We start from the raw sequence: 20,133 nt of genomic DNA on the forward strand, positions 1-20,133 counted from the left end.
TGGAGGATGGCGGTGGACGCGGCACAGGCGGTACATGAAAAATTTCTCGCGGCGCTCGCCGCCGGCGCGCTACCGCGGCGCGACGAGAGCCCCGACCCTGCCGCCGTGGGCCTGCCGCGCGCCGAGGCGATCGACATTTTCCTCTCGCAGTTGACCAGCCGCCAGATGGACCGGCTATCGCGCCATCTTCAGGCGCGCGGCGAGGGTTTCTATACGATCGGTTCATCCGGGCACGAGGGCAACGCCGCGGTGGCGGCGGCGCTGCGCGTAACCGACATGGCCTTCCTTCACTATCGCTCGAATGCTTTCCAGCTTCACCGCGCGCGCCAGCTTCCCGGCGGCACGCCCACGTGGGACATGCTGCTGAGCTTCGCCGCATCGAGCGAGGACCCCATCTCGGGCGGTCGGCACAAGGTCATCGGGTCAAAGCTGCTCGCCATCCCGCCGCAGACTTCGACGATCGCCTCGCACCTGCCCAAGGCGGTGGGCGCCGCCTTTTCGATCGGCATCGCGCGGCGGCTCGCAATGACCGGCCTGCCCCTTCCTGACGATGCGGTGGTGCTCGCGAGCTTTGGCGATGCCTCGGCGAACCATTCGACCGCGCAGGGCGCCTTCAACACGGCAGGCTGGGCAGCGTTCCAGGGATCGCCGATGCCTCTCATTTTCCTGTGCGAAGATAATGGCATCGGCATTTCGACGCGCACGCCCACGGGCTGGATCGAGGCGCAATTCCGCCACCGCGCGGGGCTCCATTATGTCCGGTGTGACGGTACCGATCTGGTGTCGGCCTATGCAGGTGCATGCGAAGCCGCCGACTATTCGCGGCGCTATCGCAAGCCCGTGTTCCTTCACATGGCGACAGTGCGGCTATACGGCCACGCCGGCTCGGACGTGCAGGGTGCCTACCTGCCCAAGGCGCTGATCGAGGCCGATGAGGCGCGCGATCCCTTGTTGAAGGGTGCCGCGCTGATGACCGAGCAGGGCTGGATGACTCCCGCCGAGATCGCCGACGCTTATGAAGAAATCGGCGCGACGCTCGCGCGGCAGGCCGAAGCGGCGATCCGGCGGCCCAAGATCACGACACCCGCCGGAGTGATGGCCAGCCTGATTCCGCCGAAGCGGGAGAGGGTGCGCACGAACACCCCGTCGGCGGAGGATCGCGCTGCGATGTTCGGCAGCGACGCGAGCCAGATGGACAAGCCGATGCATATGGCCCGGCTCCTCTCCTGGGCGCTCGCAGACCTGATGCTCGCCTATCCCGAGATTGTCGTCGCGGGGGAGGATGTCGGGCCGAAGGGCGGTGTCTACAATGTCACCGCCAAACTCCATCAACGCTTCGGGTCCGCGCGCGTCGTCAATACATTACTCGACGAGCAGGCAATACTGGGCCTCGCGATCGGCATGGCGCACAACGGTTTTATCCCGATGCCCGAAATCCAGTTCCTTGCCTATGTCCACAATGCCGAGGACCAGATTCGCGGCGAGGCTGCGACCTTGAGCTTCTTCTCGAATGGCCAGTACACCAATCCGATGGTCATCCGCATCGCGGGGCTCGGATATCAAAAGGGCTTTGGGGGTCATTTCCACAACGACAACAGCCTTGCGGTCTTTCGCGACATTCCCGGTATCATTCTTGCGGTACCCTCCAACGGGCGCGACGCGGTGCATATGCTCCGCGAATGCGTGCGGCTAGCGCGCGAGGAGCAGCGGGTGGTCGTCTTTGTCGAACCGATCGCGCTCTACATGACCCGCGATCTCCATGAGGAAGGGGATGGTCTTTGGACCAGCATCTACGAGGCGCCGGGCGAGGGAAGGCCAATCGCTCTCGGCGATGTCGGCGTGCACGGTGACGGGACCGAGCTGGCAATCGTCACATATGGCAACGGCTATTATCTCTCGCGCCAGGCCGAGAAGCTGCTCGCCGCGGAAGGCGTGAAGGCGCGTGTCATCGATATGCGCTGGCTCGGCCCGGTCGACGAGGACAAGCTGCTCGCCGCGGTGGGGGAGGCAAAGCGCATCCTGATCGTCGACGAATGCCGCATCACCGGATCGCAGAGCGAGGGGCTGATGGCCTTGTTTACCGAGCGCGCGCCTGGCAAGAAACTGAGGCGCATCGCCGCCGACGACAGCTTCATTCCGCTCGGCAAGGCGGCTACGCTGACCCTGCCGAGCCGGGACGGCATTGTGGCGGCAGCGAAAGAATTGCTGGCGCATTGATCGTCTGCACCTTCAATCCGTGGGCGGGGTGAAAAGCGAAATTGCTTCGACAAGCTCGGTACGAGCGCAAGTAGGACACGATGGCTGACAGAAGAAAAACCGCCCTCATCATCGCCCCGGGCCGCGGTACATACGGCAAGGGTGAGCTTGGCAGCATAGCCCGTCTTCACGGCACGCGCTTTGGCGACCTCATCGCCCGCTTCGACGCTCATCGCCGCGACCGAGGCCAGCCACCGGTGACCGAACTCGACGGCGCTGAGCGTTTCAGCGTGGCTGTGCACATGCGCGGCGATGTCGCCGCCCCGCTGATCTACACCGCGACGATCCTCGACTATCTGAGCATCGATCGCGACGCCTTCGAGATCGTGGGCACTCTCGGCAATTCGATGGGCTGGTACAGTGCGCTCGCGATCGGGGGGGCGGTGTCGGTCGAGGACGGCTTTCGCATCGCCAACGCCATGGGAGTGAACAGCCAGTCGCACGGCCCCGGCGGACAAATGCTGCTTCAGGTCGTCGATGAGGACTGGCGTCCCGTGCCGGGCCTGCGCGAAGCTTTGCTCGCGTGCGCCGCTGACATCGGCGCGCGTCCGGGCCATTCTCTCGGCCTCTCGATCGACCTTGGCGGAATGCTTGTGCTCGCGGGCAATGAGGAAGGGCTCGCCGCGCTTGCTGCCGAAGCGCCGCCCACGCCGGGCCGCGATCCTCTGCGCCTCGCCGGTCACGGTCCCTTTCACACGCCGCTGATGGTGGGGAGTTCAACCAGGGCAAAGGCTGAACTCCCGCCGTCGCTGTTCGGCGGGCCCGCGATGCCGATGATTGACGGCCGCGGCCATGTCTGGCGCCGCTTTTCCAGCAATCCGGCTGAAATCTGGGATTATAGCTTCGGCCACCAGATCCTTTGCCCCTATGACTTCGCGCGCTCGGTGCAGGTCGCGGTCATGGAGTTTGCGCCTGATGTACTGATCCTTCCCGGCCCCGGCGATACGCTGGGCGGCGCCATCGCGCAGGCGCTGATCGGGATCGGCTGGCAGGGGCTGACGGGCAAGGCCGATTTTGCGGCGCGGCAGGCCTCCGACCCGATCCTCCTCTCCATGGCTCGCCCCGAGCAGCGCGCCCGCGTCGTCCGCGGCTCGTCATAGAAGCGCAGCGACCGCCCGCTCGACCATCTGTGCTGCCGCCTTGCCACCGAAGCTTGCGGGGTCGAGCGACAGTTCGAGCCATAATCCGTCGACCATTGCCGTCAGCATGATAGCCAGCCGACCGGGCTCGGCTGCACCGCACGCGGCCAGGAGCTCGCCGAGCCGTGCACGGTAGCCGGCGTAGCTTTCGGCGTGAATCGCGGCCATCCGTCCATCGGACCGCGCCAGCGCCCAGAAAGCGGTCCACGCGCCCAATAGTTCGGGGTCGGTCACGGGCGGACGGAAACTTGCCGTCAGATAGGCGGTGAGGCGCGCGCGCGGGTCACTGCCCGCCGCCTCGACCGCAGCCGCGAAAATCGCGTCCATCCGATCGCTCGTCGCCCGGTAGGTCGCGGCGATCAACTCGTCGATCCCGGCAAAATAATGGCGCAGCAACCCCGGAGACACCCCCGCCCGCGCGCAGATGGCGCGGACATTGGTCCCAGCCAGCCCATGCTCGGCGAGGCAGGCCGCTGCTGCGTCGATCAGCGCGCCTCTGCGGGCATCGGCGCTCTCGCGCGTAAAGGCTTGGCGGGCGGGTCGCATATTGTTATACGTATGTATAACAAGGATCGGATCATGGCAACGCTGCGCGGCACATTCCCCAACTTCGACCCCCTGGACGGCTGGTCCCTCCCTGCATGGACATACAGCGACCCCGAATTTTATTCGCTCGAGGTGGAGCGTATCTTCCGCCCCAGCTGGCAGGTCGTCTGCCATGACAGCGACATCCCGAATCCGGGCGACTGGCACAGCATCGACTATATCGGAGAAAGTGTCATTCTCGTCCGCGGCGCCGACCGCATCGTGCGCGCCTTCACGAATGTCTGCCGCCACCGCGGCTCGCGCCTCGTCGACGGATCGTCTGGCTGCGCGAAGAAGCTCGTGTGCCCCTATCACGCCTGGACCTACGAACTCGACGGCCGGCTCACCGGCGTTCCCGATTCAGCGAGCTATCCCACGCTTGACCGTGGCCAGGCCGGGCTTGCGCCCGTCGAGGCGGAGCGATGGCGCGGCTTCTGGTTCGTGCGTCTTGCCGACGACGGCGGCCCATCGGTTGCGTCGATGATGGCGCCCTATGAAGCGATGATCGAGGCCTATCGTTTCGAGGAGCTTGGTGCGCTCGGCCGCGTCACCCTCCGGCCGCGCGAGGTCAATTGGAAGAATGTCGGCGACAATTATTCGGATGGCCTTCACATCCCCGTCGCGCACCCCGGTCTCACCCGGCTGTTCGGCAAAAGCTACGGCGTCGAGGCCGAGGAGCGCGTCGACCGCATGTGGGGAGATCTGATCGACCGCCCCTCGGCCAACTGGTCGGAGCGCCTCTACCAGCAACTGCTGCCCCCGGTCCCCCACCTTCCCGACGACCGTCAGCGCCACTGGCTCTATTTCAAGCTCTGGCCCAATGTCGCGTTCGATATCTATCCCGACCAGGTCGATTTCATGCAGTGGCTGCCGACCGGCCCGACGCGCTGCCTGATACGCGAAATCAGCTATGTCCTCCCCGACGACCGCCGCGAGATGAAGGCCGCGCGCTACCTCAACTGGCGCATCAACCGTCAGGTGAATGCCGAGGACACCGCCCTGATCACGCGCGTCCAGCAGGGCATGCAATCGCGAAGCTTCAGCGTCGGGCCGCTCAGCGAGAAGGAGGTCTGCCTCAAGCATTTCTGTTCGCGCATGCGCGAGATCATTCCCGAAGCGCGTCTGGAAAAGGCGCCGGCGCCGGGGTGGAGCCACCGTTGACCGCTAACGCGCCTGTCATCATCGTGGGCGGGGGGCCGGCCGGCATGGTTACAGGGCTCCTCCTCGCGCGTGCCGGGGTGCAGGTGGTAGTGCTCGAAAAACATGCCGATTTCCTCCGCGATTTTCGCGGCGACACGGTCCATCCCTCGACGCTCGAGCTGTTTCACGAGATCGGCCTGCTTCAAAAACTGCTCGAGGAACCGCACGCGAAGCTCGACACGATGACGCTCAATTTGCTCGGGCAGCGCTACACGATCGCGACACTGAAGCATCTGCCCGTCGCTGCGCCCTTCGTTGCGATGATGCCCCAGTGGGACTTTCTCGATTTCGTTGCGGAGCAGGCGAAGCTTTATCCGACCTTCGAGCTGCGCATGTCGACCGAAGCGGCCGGGCTCACCCATGATAGCGGCGGCCGCGTCAACGGTGTAGCGCTCGCAAATGGTGAACAGGTGGCCGCGCGGCTCGTCATCGCCGCGGACGGGCGCCGATCGGTGCTTCGTGCCGCGGCCGACCTCCCGCTTGAGGATCTGGGTGCGCCCATGGACGTGCTCTGGTTTCGCGTTCCCGTTCCCGCAGGGACCGATATGTCTGACGTCGCGCTCGGCACGATCGACCGCAGTGGAATGGTCGTGGCCATCCCGCGCGGTGATTATTGGCAATGCGCGCAGGTCATTGAAAAAGGTCACCTTGCCGCGATCGAGGCGCGCGGCATCGCCGCCTTTCGCGCCAATGTGGCGGCGCTGGTTCCAGGCCTTGCTGCAAGTGTCGATGCGGTTCGCAGTTTCGAGGACGTCAAGCTGCTCTCCGTCGCGCTCGACCGGCTGACCCGCTGGTCGCGCCCCGGCCTGCTCGCGATAGGTGACGCTGCACACGCCATGTCGCCGATCGGCGGCGTGGGCATCAACCTCGCGGTGCAGGATGCCGTTGCTGCTGCGAACATCCTCGCAGCTCCGCTCGCCGCCGGAGCCGATCCCGACCCTCTGCTCGCGCGCGTGCAGGCGCTGCGCTCGAAGCCGACGGCGCGGATGCAGGCCCTTCAGCGCTTTGCCCACCGACGCGTGATCGAGCCAATGCTGCGCGGCGATATCACCCGCGCTCCCTTCGCTGTCCGTCTGCTCGACGCCGTTCCGCTCTTGCGCCGCATACCCGGCCGTGTGCTCGGCCTCGGTTTCGGCCGCCAACATGTCGAATCCCCGCTTGCGAAAGAATATTCATGACCAAAGCCTATGACGCCCTCATCGTCGGTGCCGGCCACAACGGTCTTGTGTGCGCCTTCTATCTCGCGCGCGCGGGACTGAAGGTCCGCATCCTTGAGGCGCGCAATGTCGTTGGCGGGGCCGCGGTGACCGAGGAATTCGCACCTGGCTTCCGCAACTCTGTCGCAAGCTACACCGTCAGCCTGCTGCAGCCGAAGGTGATCGCCGACATGAAGCTTGCCGATCATGGCTATCGCGTCATCGAGCGTCCGATCAGCAATTTCCTGCCGCAGGAAAATGGGGGCTATCTGAAGCTCGGCGGCGGGCTGGAGCGCACGCAGGCCGAGTTTTCGAAGTTCAGCGCCCACGATGCCGCCGTGCTGCCGCAATATTATGACGCGCTCGAAAATGTCGCCGAATTGCTCCGCGATCTTGCGCTGCGAGTTCCGCCGAACGTGGGGGAGGGGCTGCGTACGCTGCTCGACGGCGCGCGGCAGGGGCGGCGTTTCGCCAGTCTCCGGCTCGAACAACAGCGCGACGTGCTCGACCTCTTCACCAAGTCGGCGCGCACGATGCTCGACGGCTGGTTTGAAAGCGAGGCGGTCAAGGCCGCCTTCGGCTTCGATGCGGTCGTGGGCAATTATGCCAGCCCCGACACCCCAGGAAGCGCCTATGTTCTCCTCCACCACGTCTTCGGTGAGGTAAACGGCAAGAAAGGGGCGTGGGGCCATAGCGTCGGCGGCATGGGACGGATCACCGAGATCATGGCAAAGGTCTGCCGCGACCTGGGCGTCGAGATCAGCCTCGAAAGCCCGGTTGCAAAGGTGCTGGTCGACGGGGGCCAGGCGGTCGGGGTCAAGCTTGCGGGCGGCGAGGAAATCGCTGCGGCGCGGGTCATCGCGAATGTCGGGCCAAAGCTGCTTTACGAACGGTTGATGGATGCGGCCGACCTGCCGCATGACTTCCAGCGCCGGATCAAGGGCTTCAAGGCGGGCAGCGGGACGTTCCGCATGAATGTTGCCCTGTCCGAGCTGCCCAAATTCACATGCCTGCCCGAACCGGGCGAGCACCATCAGTCGGGGATCATCCTTGCGCCTACTCTCGACTATATGGACCGCGCTTTCCTCGATGCGAAGCAATTCGGCTGGTCGAAGGCGCCGATCGTCGAAATGCTGATCCCTTCGACCGTCGACGAGAGTCTCGCGCCCCCGGGGCAGCATGTCGCGAGCCTCTTCTGCCAGCAATTCGCGCCCGAGCTGCCCGATGGCCGCGACTGGGACGATGAAGAAGAGACGGCCGCCAATGCCATCCTCGACACGGTCGAAAAATACGCGCCTGGCTTTCGCGCCAGTATCGTCGGCCAGACTCGGCTCAGCCCAAAGGGGCTCGAACGCAAATTCGGGCTGGTCGGCGGCGACATCATGCACGGGAATATGAGCCTCGACCAGCTCTGGGCGGCCCGGCCGGTGCTGGGAAATGGCGGCTACCGCGGGCCGGTCAAGGGCCTCTACATGTGCGGCGCGGGCACCCATCCCGGCGGAGGCGTGACCGGGGCGCCTGGGCACAATGCCGCGCAAGTCGTCCTGCGCGACCGGGGCCTATTCGCGCCCCGCTGGCGCTGAGCTGCGCTGCGTCCACCAATAGAGCGGCAGCCCTGCCGCCATCAGGATCAAGCTCATCGCGCTGACCCCGATCCCAGCACCCCAGAGGGTCCAGATCGCGTAGACAAGCCCGAGCGCCGCGACCGGCATGGCCACCCCGAGGCGCAGCGCAGCTCCCGCACAGGCGAGGTAAAGCCACAGCGTCACCGAGGTTGAGAGCACGGCCATGAAATTGAACATTTCTGCAGTGGACTTGTTGTCATTCAGGATCACGCAGGCCGTTGCGATTGCACTCGAAAGAACGAGCGCATTGGCCGGCGTGCCGTGACCGTTCGCCCGGGCGAACCATCGGGGAAGCAATCCTTGCCGTGCGAGCGTTGCGGGGAGCTCGGCCTGAATCAGCGTCCACCCATTGAGCGTCCCTAGCGCACTCACCGCAGCGAAGGCGGCGATCAGCAGGGCAGGTTCGCGGGACCAATAGGTTTCGACGAACAGCGAGAAGGGCGAGCCCGAGCCCGCCACCGAGTTCGCTGGCAGCATCAGGATGATCGCTGAACAGACGGTGAGATAAAGAAGGCCGGTCGCCACAGTGCCGATCATCGTCGCGCGCGGGATCGTCACCGATGGCCGATCGACCTTGTCCGCCGCCACGCTTGCCGATTCGAAACCGAGCAGCGCCCACAGGGTGAAGATAGCCGAGGCGCTGACCGTGGTCAGTGACAATCCTTCTGCGGGGAAAGGCGTCAGCGCCACGGGTTCGTCGCGGCTGAAGGCGATGGGGATCAGCACGATCACCGTGGCGAGCGGCACGAGCTTGATCAATAGCGTCGTGATCTGGAACCGCCCCGCCGCCCGGGCGCCGCGCCAGTTGATTGCCGTGACGATCCAGATCAGCGCGATCGTCGCTCCGGCCATATGCCGCCCCAATGCGGGCACGAAGATGCTGAGAAAGCTGACGGCGGCCACCGCGAGCGTCACATTGGCCGTCCATACCGATATCCAATAGGCCCAGCCTATCATGAAGCTCGGGGTGCGGCCGAAGGCGCGCTCGACAAAGCCGGTCGGGCCTCCCGCCTCGGGAAAGGCAACGGTCAGCCGCGCGAGCACGGCCGCGAGCGCAAGCGCCCCCGCAATCGTGAGAGCCCAGCCCGCGACCGCATTCCAGCCGAAGGGAGCAAGGCTTGCCGGGAGCAGGAACACCCCCGACCCGATCATATTCCCCATGACCAGCGCGACGCACATCAGGAGGCCGAGCCGTTGCTCCGGCCCGGCGCTCCGGGTCAGCGACGCATGCGGTCGATCAGAAATCCTTGCTGACCTTCAGCCCGATCAGCCGAGGTCGGATGACATTGTCATAGAAGACGCCGCCGGTCGAACTGATGCCGTCCGGATCGCCGCAGATCGACTCGCCGCACTGGACCGCGCTGTTCACGACGCCGCGGCTGTCGAACAGGTTGGTCGCGAACAGCTCGGCGCTCCAGTCGTCGGATTTGACACCGATGCTGACGTCGGCGGTCGTATAGGCCTTGAAATTGCCGACGATTCCATTCTCGAAGATACGCAGATCCGACCGGCGCTTGCCGACATGGTTGACCGCCAGCTGGACATGTCCGTCAAGGCTCGCGACCGGGAAGTCGTAGCGCGCGACCGCATTGCCCTTGAACTTGGCGGTGACGGGAAGCCGCGTGCCCGCGGGAGCGAGCAGCGCGTTGGTCTGGCCCGGCGGGTCGATCGAGCAGTCGAACTGGTCGTTGGCGATCGCGCAAAAATCGCGCCGGATCGTCGCGTCATTATAGCTGCCCCCGAGGTTGAGCGACAGCCCGCCCGCCCGATAACCCACGTCAAATTCGAAGCCGCGGATCCGCGCAATGCCCGCGCTGCGGATTTCGGTCAGGCCGTTCGCCCCGAGGAAGGACAATTGGATGTCATCCCAATCTTCCTGATAGACGGCGCCGTTGAAGCGCAGCGGCCCGAAGCTCGATTTCCACCCGAATTCGTAATTGTCGAGCGTGTCGGGGCCATAGGGTGGCAGCGTACCGCGCCGGTTGATGCCGCCGGGCCGGAAACCGCGCGACCAGGTCCCATAAACGAGGACGTCGTCGGTGACCTTGTAGGTCAGGTTGAGCTTGTGGATGAAGTCCGTATCCTTCGTCCGCTTGTCGAGGTTGGTGCAGGGTGATCCCGCGACGACGGGCCCGGCGAAACAGCCCGCGACCCCGGTGCTGCCGAAACCGTCCGAATAGCCGAAGAAGCCGACGAGACTGTTGTCGAACTTGTAGACCCGGCCGCCGCCGGTCAGCGTCAGCCGGTCGGTGATGTCGAAGCTGAGCTCGCCGAACACGGCATAGTCGCGATCGATGCGCAGCTGCTTGGTCAACCAGATGTCGCTGGGCGTGCCGGGAACGGTGATCGCGTCGGCGATGTCGTCGATAATATAATTCTGCTCGATATTGTGCGACTGACGCTGCCAGAAGACGCCGCCGATAAAGCGTAGCCGCGCGTCGGAGGGAGAGGCGATGCGGGCCTCGAAGAAGCTCTTCTTGTAGCGGTCGATGCCGTGGATATACTGGTTCGGGCTGACCAGATCGCCATTATTGTCATAAAAATAGGCGCCGTAGCCATAGAGCGCGTCGTAGAAATAAGCGTAATCCGAATAGTCGCTGTCAACCACGGTCTTGCGCCGCAGATGGCCGCCCGTGACCGTCAGATCCCAATTGCCGAGCTTGCCCTCGATGGTCAGCGCGGCCTGGAGCCATCTGTCCTTCGACATCTCCGGATTATACTGCACGATCTGCAGGTCGCGGGTCACCGCGGACGAGCGTTCCTGCGCAAAATTTCCGTTCGCCTTCTGCACCTGGCCCATCACTGTCGGGCGTAGCGTCCAGTCGTCGTCGAGTTCGATGCCGAGGGCAAGGCGGGCGCCATAGGTGTCGACATCATTATAGTCGTTCTCGACAAGTGCAGCGTTATCCTGCGTGATGCCGCTCGAGAAATAGGTACGGCTGCCGGCGATATTGTCGATATAGCCGCCATCATGGCGGTACCAGCCGACGAGGCGCAGCGCAGCGCGGTCGCTGAGCTTTGCGTTGATGAAGCCTTCGGCGACCCCGCCAATGTCACCATGCGCAACGCTATTGAGTTCGAGGCCGACCGAACCATAGGTGCCGCTGGTGTCGGGCGGATTGGTGACAAGTTTGATCGTGCCTGCCATCGAGCTTGCGCCGTAGAGCGTCCCCTGCGGTCCAGCGAGCGCCTCGACGCGCGCCAGGTCGTAGGCGTGGATGTCAAGCGCGCCCTGAATCGTCGTGATCGGCATTTCGTCGAGATAGGTGCCGACGGTGGGCAGCGACGCCGAATGGTTGGCATTCTCCCCGCTCGCGACGCCGCGGAAATAGACCTGGCTGAAGCCCGGCCCGAGCGACTGGATCGTGACCGACGGCAGAAATTTGACGACGTCCTGGAATTCCTTGACCTGCAGCTCGTTGAGTCTCTCGGTGCCGATCGCGGTGATCGCAAGCGGAACGTCCTGCAGATTCTGTTCGCGCTTCGACGCGGTGACGACGATATCGTCACTGCTTCTCGTCCCCGATTGCTGTGCGAAAGCCGCGCCTGACGTGCAGAGCATCGTACTGCCCAGCAGAAGCGCGCCGCTCTTTGCTACCACCGCCCTCAAATCACGCATGAGAACCCCCCTCAAATGACAGCTGTGTGATGCGAGCATGACGCAGTGCAGCGTAAGCGCAAGCTTTGTTGTCCAGGCAGCAGGGCGGTTTGTCGAAAATATCGGCTGCTGTTGCCCAAACGCAACGAATTTGCGCGCGTCGACTTCAGCTGAAAAGGCTGGGTGTCCCTGGATAAGCCTCCAGGACCGGGCCCAAGGCGTCGCGAAGTGGCTCGAGCCAGGCTTTGTAGGGTTGCCACTGGCCTACACCGTCCCGATTGATCGGGCGGCGCACCTGTTCGCTCGACGCCGTCCGGACGGCGCGGGCATTGGTGTGAAAGGCCATGCATGCCGCCTCGTACGGCTGGCCGAGGAAGGCGAGCATGGCGCGAACTTCGCCTTCCGGGTCGTCGAGGAGCGCCTCGTGAATCACGCGGTGGACCGCCCCCGGCTGTACTGCATCGATATGCGCCATCAGCCGCACATAATCGCGATAATAGGCGCCCATGTCGGCGAGGTCATAGCTGAACGCCTGCCCCTTCGCATAATGCTGGCGGAAATTGGACCAGCAGCAGTCGAGCGGATGCCGCCGCGCATCGATGATCTTCGCATGGGGAAGTATCAGGCGGATCAGCGGAACATAGAGCCAGTTGTTCGGCAACTTGTCGATATAGAAGGGCTTGCCCGTTTTACGCTGCACCTGCGTCCGGCGAAGGAAGGCAGCGCCCATCTCGGCGAGTTTCTCAGGTGAAGCGGCGGCAACCGCCTCGACCCAGCGCCGCCCGTCACCGAGCGCCTCGCGCCCGAGCCCCAGCGCGAGTGCGGGGATGTCGGGGAGTTCCATCGTGCCCTCGATCGCCGAATGGCTGGCGAGAATTTGTTCGACGAGCGTCGATCCGGCCCGCGGCATGCCGAGGATGAATATGGGATCGGGGGCGGGGTCACCGCTGCCTGCGCGGTCGACGTAAAAGGCAGGCGTGAAGGTCGCAATGGCGGCATCGACGATAGCGGTCGTTTCCTTCGCCTCGTAGCCGAGCTGATCCGCGCGGATTGCATTACCTGCCACATAATGGCGAAAGGCAGCTTCCGGCTCGCCGGCATCGTCATGCGCCTTGCCGAGCGCGAAATGAAGATGCAGCCGATCGTCGTCGCGGCCGCTGTCGGCTGCATCTGCGGCCTCCAGCGCGGCCTCCATCGCGGCGCGGTCGCGCTTGTCGAAGCGGATCGTCTTGAGATTGGCAAGACTCCACCACAGTTCCCCGAGCCCGGGATCGGCACTCAGTGCATGGCGATAGGCGGCGATACTGTCGTCCTGCCGCCCGACGGTCTTCAGCATATGGCCATAGCTCATCCACAGCTTGGCGTGGCCGGGAAAGCGGCGCGTCAGCTCCTCATAGAGAGCGATCGCCTCGTCATAGCCGCCGATGCGACCGAGCGCTGCGGCCTTAAGGTTTGCGTGGGCGGGATTGTCCGGATCCTCACCCAGCACCGCGTCCAGCATCTCGACGGCTTCGGCATAGCGGTTCTGCTTGTAATAAACGGTTGCGAGATTGGCGCGCGCCGCGCCGAATCCCGGGGCGAGTTCGAGTGCGCGGCACAGCAGCTTTTCGGCGTCGCCATAGCGCCCGATCCGCCCGGCAACCTCCGCAAGCATGCGGATGGCCGCGACGTCGGTCGCATCGGCCTTCAGCCGCGCGCGCAGCGCCCCTTCGGCATCAGGCAGGCGATTCTCGGCGAGCGCGAGCGCTGCCTCGATCAGGGCAGGATCGTGGATCGCAGCGCTCACCGCTGCGAGTGAAGCTTGCTGAGCTTCCTCCTCGCGGCCGAGCGCGCGCAGAGCGTGCGCCGCGATCCGGTGGGCTTCAGCGGCCGTCGGCAGCGCCGCAATGATCGCGCGGGCCTGCGCGAGTGCTGCAGCGGGCTCGCCGCGCAGTAGCCGGCGAGCACTGGCGAGCGCTTCGTCGACGGAAACGGTCGCCATGCCCGCAGCCGTCACGCTTTGGACCGCGCCTTGGTGATCGCCTGACGCAGCGCGTCATAGCCAACCTGCCCCTGAAAGATCTGGTCGCCAACCACCCAGGTCGGCGTGGCATTGAGCTGAAGCTGACTCGCGATCGCGAGATTGCTGTCGAGTTCGCGTTGGAACAGCGCCTCGTTCGCGGTCGCATCTGCGCTCCCGTCGGTTACCACGCCGGACTTTTCGGCCGCAGCCGCGATCGCCGTCCGATCGAGCGACGTCGCCGCGAACATCGCGTGGTGGAAGGCGTCATATTTGCCCTGTCGCGCCGCCGCCAGCGCCATCAGCGCCGCGTCCCGGCTTTGGGGTGAAATGATCGGCAACTCGCGGAATACGACCTTCAGCCTTTTGTCCTCGCGCAGCAGCCGGTCGACGTCGGGAACGCTCGCCCTGCAGAAACCACAGGCGTAATCGGTGAAGACAACCAGCGTGACATCGCCATCGGCATTCCCCGCCCATGCGCCGGCGTAAGGCTTTTCCAGCGCGGGGCGAATTGCATCGATTGCCCTGGCGATCTCGCGTCCCCGCTGCGCTTCGAGCGCTTCGGGAATGATCTGCGGATTGGCGCGGATATAATCGGCGACGATGGTCTCGACCTCGCTCTTGCTCATCCCGCCACCAAAGCGACCGCCGAGCCAGAAGGCGGCCCCGACTAGCAGAAGGACGCCGAGTGCCAGCGGCCAGCCGCGGGTGCGGAAATCATTCATGGATATCCCCTGCACGCGCGCCGGGAGCGGCGCGGCCATTGCCTTGGCGCGTTGTGACTGCTTCGCTGGGCGTGCGGCGGGTCCCGCATCGCGCGTGGGCTCGTCTTCCTCCGCTCCGGCGCGCTGCGCTGCCTGGGCCTGTGTCACCGTTGGCGGCGCGCCGGCAAAGAGCGGCAGGTCTGGCGCTGCGGGCTTCGCCTTGCGCGCTTCGGCCTCCTCGCGCGCGAGCAATTGTTCAAGCCCCGAAGGGGGCGGCGCAGGGTCTTCGCGCGCGGGGCGCAGCTTGGTCGCCGCCTCACCCAGTCCCTCCTTGCTTGCCTTCGCGACCTCAGCCAGTCCGGCCTTGGTCTTCCCTGCCACCTCGCCCAGCCCGCGTCCGGCCTCGCTCGAGAGCTTGCGCGCCTTGTCGCCAAGCGCCATCTTCTCCCACACCCTGCCGCTCGTCGCGGCGACGGCGCGGGCCGCCTGTCCCGAGCCGCGTCCGACCGCCCGCGCTCCGGTCACCATGACGCTCGCCGCAGCCGCGGCGGCCGCGCGCGACCGGCGCGGAAGCTCCATCGCTTCGAGGCGCGCCGGAATGTCGGCGCGTTCACCTGCCTTGATGGTCCAGTCGGCAAAAGCGGCCGCGCCGCTTCGCACCGCGCGCCAGAATCCCGCCGCGCTCGCGCGGAGCTGCTCGGGTTTGAACAATGGATCGCGCGGCGTCTCCGCGCGCTGCTCGTAACGCGTCAGATCCACCCCCACTGGCGTGGTATCCTTCGGCTTCGCGAGGCCCTCGTCGCTCCTGGACACAGGCGCGGCGGTCTGCGACGGCGCTGGATCGCGCAGCCAAGGCTGGTAATATTCTTCTTTCTTCTCTGTCACTTGTCGCCCTTGTGCATCGTCAGGTAGCGATGCATCCCCAAAATCGCGTGATTCTAGCGCCGTTTGCGCGTCCGTTCTACCTCGGCGCGCGCAACGAGCGAAATATCCTGCGCGCGAATCCAGTCGGAGGAGCCTTGCGGAAGGCCTTGCATCGCCATCTCGGCATTACGCAGGGCGAGCGCTGGCTGTCCACCCTCGAGGCTGTAGCGTTCGGCCGAGGCGAGCGCGGCTCGCGCCTGATCGCCCCGCGCGGCATAGACGATTCCAAGCTGATACCAGGCAAAGGGATTTTCGTTGTCGAGCGCGACTGCGGTTTTCAGCACCTCTTCGGCTTCGGCATAGTTCGCTGTATCCTCGGTCGCGATGAGGGCATGACCCAGCGTCCCGGCAATGAGCGGCGCCGAACGCGAGTTGGCGACCGCCTTGCGCAGCGGCGCGATCGCGTCTTTCGGATGCCCCGATTCGAGCAGAACCTGGCCCTTGAGTTCGAGGAAATATGGGTCCTCGGGATCAGCCTTGAGCAGTGCCTCTGTCTCCGCGAGCGCCTTGTCGGGATAGGCGCCCTTATGCCATGCATAGGCTCGGGCATAATGGGCGGGGACGCTCGTGTCGCTTTCGGGATAGAGGCGCAGCGTCTTGGCGGGCTCGGCGATATAGCCGACCAGTTTAGCCTTTACCCGCCTGAACCGCTCTTCGATGTCGGGATTGCTTGGCTTGTTCCAAGCAGGGTCGACGACATAAACCTCGCGCAGGGCCTGGATGCGATCGCCGGACAGTGGGTGGGTACGCCCATAGGCCTGATCGTCATCCTGCTTGATCGCATAGCGGAACTCGATGTTTTGCAGCTTCTTGAAGAAATCGAGGCTGCCCTTGCCGCTGATTCCGGCCTTCGACAGATACTGCGCACCTGCGGCGTCGGCAGTCGCTTCCTGAACGCGGCTGAAGGCGAGGAACTTGCCGAGTGCGGCTTGCTGACCTGCCATCATGATACCCATGCCGGCGTCAGCTCCGCCTGCGGCCATCGCCGCGGCGCCCAACAGCAGACTGAGCAGCGAGATGCCGGTTGCGACCTTGGCTCCCTCGCCGACGCGAATCGCATGGCCACCCATGATATGGCCAAGTTCGTGCGCGAGGACGCCCTGCACTTCATTGGCGCTGTCCGCCGCCTCGATCAGGCCGCTGTGGACGTAGATGTCCTGGCTCCCCGCGACGAAGGCGTTGATGCTGCGATCGCTGAGCAGGTGGACGCGCACCTGTCCGGGGCGCAATCCCGCGGCCATGGTGATCGGGTCCATCATGTCCTGAAGCAGCGCTTCGGTCTCGGCGTCGCGCAGGATCGACTGGGCCGCCGTGGGCCGCGTTGCGACCGCGATCAACGCGAACAAGGTGATCAGGAAACGGGAAAAGGCTCGCAAGCCCTGCCCACCGAGCGCGGCCTGCAGAAGGGAGGCGGTCATTGCCGCCGGTCTTGCGCCGGGCGCCTGAACCTCGAATGAAGCCATAGACCGATTATTGGGGGCCGCGCGCGCCAAAGCAAGGCGCGAGATGGCCTTTTTGCGGCCGGTCGCCCGAAAAGAAAAGCCGTGCGTTCCTGCTTCCGCTGGAGCGCACGGCTTTATCCTGTCGAAGAAACTGCGCTCAGTTTCCGAAGGTGCGCTGCCACCATCCGCGGCGGGGCTCGCCTCCGGTCGCCTCATCGGCCGCCGGCGTCTCGTCCGCGGCGACCACCGTGGCGGCTTCGAGCGATTCCGCCTCGGGCGCTGCCTCGGCAGCCGCGGCCTTCTTGCTCCTGCTGGCGCGCTTGCGCACCGGCTTGGCCGCCGGTTCGGCCTCCACGGCTTCGGCGGCGGGGGCTTCTGCGAGCGCGGCTTCGGCCCGGGGCGCTTCGGTTTCCTCAGTTGCGGGCTCTGCTTCGGCCGCTTTGGCCTTGCGCGGAGCGCGTTTGCGCTTGGGCTTCTCCGGGGCGACTGGTGCCTCCTCCGCCGCTGCCTCGACGCTCTCGGCCTCGACTGGTGCTTCGGCAGCCAGGGTCATGCTTTCAGCCTCGGCCTCCTCGGTCTTCGCCTTGCGCCCGCGGCCCCCGCGGCGGCGCTTCGGCTTCGCATCGCCCTCCTCGGGTTCGGCTGCGATTTCGGCCGGGGCCTCGACTTCGGCAGGGGCGGTTTCCTCCACGGGGGTGACGTCGATCTGCTCTGGTTCGCCCTCGCTCTCCACAGCGTCGCCTTCGACCGATTCGCCTCCCTCTTCATCGCGGCGGCCGCGGCGGCCGCGGCGGCGGCGGCGGCGGCGCTTGCGGCCCTCGCCTTCTCCCTCGCTCTCGTCACGCGCGCGGCGGGCGGGGTGTTCGTCATCCCCAGCTTCCTCGCCTTCTTCCTCCTCGACGATATCCTCGTCTTCCTCGTCCTCGATCACTTCGATCGGGGCGAAGCTGCGGCGCGCGACCGGCGGGGGACCGCCAATCTCGATTGCCATGCGTGCGCCCTCGGTCTCGCCGTCGGGCAGGATTTCGACGCTGACGCCGTAAAGCTCCTCGATTTCGTGCAGTTCGCGGCGCTTCTCGTTGAGGAGGTAGAAGGTCGCTTCCTGGCTGGCGCGCAACGTGATCTTGCTGCCCTTGCCGCGCGCGGCCTCCTCCTCGATCAGACGCAGCGCGCTGAGACCCGCCGACGATGCGGTGCGAACGAGACCCGTGCCCTCGCAATGCGGACAGGGCCGTGTCGAGGCTTCGAGTACGCCGGTGCGCAGCCGCTGACGGCTCATCTCCATCAGACCAAAGCCGGAAATGCGGCCGATCTGGATGCGCGCGCGGTCGTTCTTCAGCGCTTCCTTCATGGCGCGCTCGACCTTGCGGACGTTCGAACCGTGATCCATGTCGATGAAGTCGATCACGATCAGCCCCGCCATGTCCCGCAGGCGCAGCTGCCGCGCGATCTCGTGCGCGGCCTCGAGGTTGGTGTTGAGCGCGGTCTGCTCGATATTATGCTCGCGCGTTGACCGGCCCGAGTTGATGTCGATCGACACTAGGGCCTCGGTCGGGTTGATCACGAGATAGCCTCCCGATTTCAGCTGCACGACGGGGTTGAGCATTCCAGCGAGCTGATCCTCGACGCCATAGCGCTGATAGAGCGAGACCGGATCCGCATATTGCTTCACGCGCCGGGCGTGGCTCGGCATCAGCAGCTTCATGAACTGCTTCGCTGCCTTGTAGCCCTCGTCGCCCTCGACGAGCACTTCCTCGATATCCTTGTGATAGATGTCACGGATCGCGCGCTTCACGAGGTCGCTGTCCGAATGAATCAGCGCAGGCGCGCTCGACTGCAGCGTCTTTTCGCGGATTTCGTCCCACAGGCGCGCGAGATAGTCGAAGTCGCGCTTGATCTCGGTCTTGGTGCGGCTCATCCCGGCGGTACGCACGATGCAACCCATCGTCGGTGGCAGGTTGAGCTCGTCGATCATCGCCTTCAGCTTGCGGCGATCGGCGCCGTTCGAAATCTTGCGACTGATCCCGCCGCCGTGCATCGTGTTCGGCATCAGCACGCAATAGCGGCCGGCGAGCGAGAGATAGGTGGTCAGCGCGGCGCCCTTGTTGCCGCGCTCTTCCTTGACGACCTGGACCAGCATCACCTGACGGCGGCGAATGACGTCCTGAATCTTGTAGCGGCGGCGCAGCGACATGCGGTTTTCGCCGTCGTCTTCGTCGCTCCGGCGGCCGCGCCCGCGGCCCCGGCCGCCCTTGCGGCCGTCGCGCCCGCGGCGGCGGCGGTCGCCGCGTCCGTCTTTGCCTTCCTCGGAGGCCTGTTCGCCGTCGCCGGCTTCGGACTCGCTGCCCTCCTCGGCGTCCTCGGCGTCCTCGGCCTCTTCGCCGATGGTTACGGGGGCGGGGGCGTCGCCATTGTCGTCGTCATGGTCCTCGACGTCGGCGACATCGCCTTCGAGTTCGTCGAGATCCTCCTCGGCGCGCATCGCCGCCTCGGCAGCGTGCTCCGCTTCTTCGCGCAGCAGCGCTTCGCGGTCTTCCTTCGGAATCTGATAATAGTCGGGGTGGATTTCGCTGAAGGCCAAGAAGCCGTGGCGGTTCCCGCCATATTCGACGAACGCCGCCTGCAACGAAGGTTCGACGCGGGTGACCTTGGCCAGATAGATGTTGCCCTTGAGCTGCTTGTGCTCGGCGGACTCGAAATCAAACTCCTCGATGCGGTTTCCCTTGGTGACGGCGACCCGGGTTTCTTCCCGGTGCCGCGCGTCGATCAACATGCGCGTGGTCATTATATGCACTCCAAGCGCGCCGCGGCGCGCCAACAGAAAATCCCGCGAACTGCCCTTCGGGGCGGTTGCGGCGGATAAAGGTGAAACGGATAAAGACGTTATTGCAGCGAGGGGCTTGCGTCCGGTCCTGGACGCGCATGCGGTCTTCGAATCCGGCGACGGTCGGGGCAAAGGCGCCCGCGTCGGGATCAGAAGAGGGCATGGCAAGCCTCATGCGGCATCAACCTGTTACGGGATGAGCGAGCAGGGGGCAGAATGGCTCCGCTGTCCGGTCAACCGGGTGGACTGACGGCAGGTCGCCCTTTCCCGTATGTCCGGCGCCGGGGCTGCAGCGGTCCCGCAGGTTCGCGAGATCGGCGCCTTTCCCCTCAAAAAGGCCGGACGGACCGGAAAAGGCACCGTCAATGGTGGCGTTGCTAGCATCGGCAGGGACCAACGGCAACCTCCGCCTCCGCACAAAGATGCGATCGCGTACCAATTGTTGCGACAATGCGCTCGCGTCTTCACGCGCGCCGGACAGGAAAACCCGGGCGTTAACCGCGTTGATGCACGCCTGGATGCGGCAGGAAAGCGGCTCTTTTTGAATAAGCACTGGACCAATGCGTGCTGGGCGGCATAGTCGCCTCCATGGGCCTCTTATTCCTGTTGAGCGCGGCGCTGCTGACGCCGCCGGCGTCCGC

13 protein-coding genes are annotated in these 20,133 nt (G+C 65.2%); 5 read left to right on the forward strand and 8 right to left on the reverse strand.

Translation table 11 applies throughout. The annotated features are described in order from the left end of the window. The first annotated feature begins 6 nt into the window (after positions 1 to 6). Positions 7 to 2,217 (forward strand): dehydrogenase E1 component subunit alpha/beta, encoded by a 2,211-nt coding sequence (locus LH20_RS21285; RefSeq protein WP_235527054.1) that lies wholly within the window; start codon positions 7 to 9, stop codon positions 2,215 to 2,217. A gap of 80 nt (positions 2,218 to 2,297) precedes the next feature. Further along, positions 2,298 to 3,356, forward strand: coding sequence for an acyl carrier protein (locus LH20_RS21290; protein WP_053555949.1), 1,059 nt, complete (start codon positions 2,298 to 2,300; stop codon positions 3,354 to 3,356). Here LH20_RS21290 and LH20_RS21295 read toward each other — a convergent pair. Continuing rightward, positions 3,351 to 3,941, reverse strand: coding sequence for a TetR/AcrR family transcriptional regulator (locus LH20_RS21295; protein ID WP_053555950.1), 591 nt, complete (start codon positions 3,939 to 3,941; stop codon positions 3,351 to 3,353). The genes LH20_RS21290 and LH20_RS21295 overlap by 6 nt on opposite strands. Positions 3,942 to 3,974: 33 nt before the next feature. Here LH20_RS21295 and LH20_RS21300 point away from each other — a divergent pair, with 33 nt between their 5' ends. From LH20_RS21300 to LH20_RS21310, 3 genes are read left to right on the forward strand one after another with little or no spacing between them, the layout of a single operon-like run. Further along, entirely contained in the window at positions 3,975 to 5,141 is a 1,167-nt protein-coding gene (locus LH20_RS21300; protein ID WP_053556437.1) for an aromatic ring-hydroxylating oxygenase subunit alpha, read from the forward strand. Next, positions 5,138 to 6,358 carry an FAD-dependent oxidoreductase gene (locus tag LH20_RS21305; RefSeq protein ID WP_268796084.1) on the forward strand — a complete coding sequence of 407 codons (1,221 nt, stop codon included), beginning with the start codon at positions 5,138 to 5,140 and terminating at the stop codon, positions 6,356 to 6,358. Before LH20_RS21300 ends, LH20_RS21305 begins: the two co-directional genes overlap by 4 nt. Next, complete coding sequence (locus LH20_RS21310; protein WP_053555951.1) at positions 6,355 to 7,959, forward strand: phytoene desaturase family protein; 1,605 nt, start codon at positions 6,355 to 6,357, stop codon at positions 7,957 to 7,959. The genes LH20_RS21305 and LH20_RS21310 overlap by 4 nt, the downstream gene beginning before the upstream one ends. Here the strand turns inward: LH20_RS21310 and LH20_RS21315 are convergent. The 7 genes from LH20_RS21315 to LH20_RS24100 all read right to left on the reverse strand — a co-directional run bounded on the left by LH20_RS21315 (position 7,936) and on the right by LH20_RS24100 (position 20,045). After that, positions 7,936 to 9,180, reverse strand: a complete 1,245-nt coding sequence (locus LH20_RS21315; RefSeq protein ID WP_083455531.1) for an amino acid permease — start codon at positions 9,178 to 9,180, stop codon at positions 7,936 to 7,938. The genes LH20_RS21310 and LH20_RS21315 overlap by 24 nt on opposite strands. A gap of 58 nt (positions 9,181 to 9,238) precedes the next feature. Beyond that, positions 9,239 to 11,620, reverse strand: a complete 2,382-nt coding sequence (locus LH20_RS21320) for a TonB-dependent receptor (RefSeq protein ID WP_053555953.1) — start codon at positions 11,618 to 11,620, stop codon at positions 9,239 to 9,241. Positions 11,621 to 11,765: 145 nt separating this feature from the next. Then, the gene (locus LH20_RS21325) at positions 11,766 to 13,580 is read right to left on the reverse strand and encodes a tetratricopeptide repeat-containing sulfotransferase family protein (protein WP_053555954.1); all 1,815 of its coding nucleotides are present in this window, start codon (positions 13,578 to 13,580) and stop codon (positions 11,766 to 11,768) included. 11 nt (positions 13,581 to 13,591) lie between these two features. Continuing rightward, the gene (locus LH20_RS21330) at positions 13,592 to 15,187 is read right to left on the reverse strand and encodes a DsbA family protein (RefSeq protein ID WP_053555955.1); all 1,596 of its coding nucleotides are present in this window, start codon (positions 15,185 to 15,187) and stop codon (positions 13,592 to 13,594) included. A gap of 53 nt (positions 15,188 to 15,240) precedes the next feature. Beyond that, complete coding sequence (locus LH20_RS21335; RefSeq protein WP_053556439.1) at positions 15,241 to 16,644, reverse strand: M48 family metalloprotease; 1,404 nt, start codon at positions 16,642 to 16,644, stop codon at positions 15,241 to 15,243. Positions 16,645 to 16,825: 181 nt separating this feature from the next. Then, on the reverse strand, positions 16,826 to 19,453 hold the full coding sequence (locus tag LH20_RS21340) for an Rne/Rng family ribonuclease (protein ID WP_235527055.1): 2,628 nt from the start codon (positions 19,451 to 19,453) through the stop codon (positions 16,826 to 16,828). A 220-nt stretch (positions 19,454 to 19,673) separates the two neighbouring features. Continuing rightward, entirely contained in the window at positions 19,674 to 20,045 is a 372-nt protein-coding gene (locus tag LH20_RS24100) for a hypothetical protein (protein WP_235527056.1), read from the reverse strand. Between the last annotated feature and the right edge of the window lie 88 nt (positions 20,046 to 20,133).

Source organism: Sphingopyxis sp. 113P3 (assembly GCF_001278035.1).
Lineage (GTDB): Bacteria > Pseudomonadota > Alphaproteobacteria > Sphingomonadales > Sphingomonadaceae > Sphingopyxis.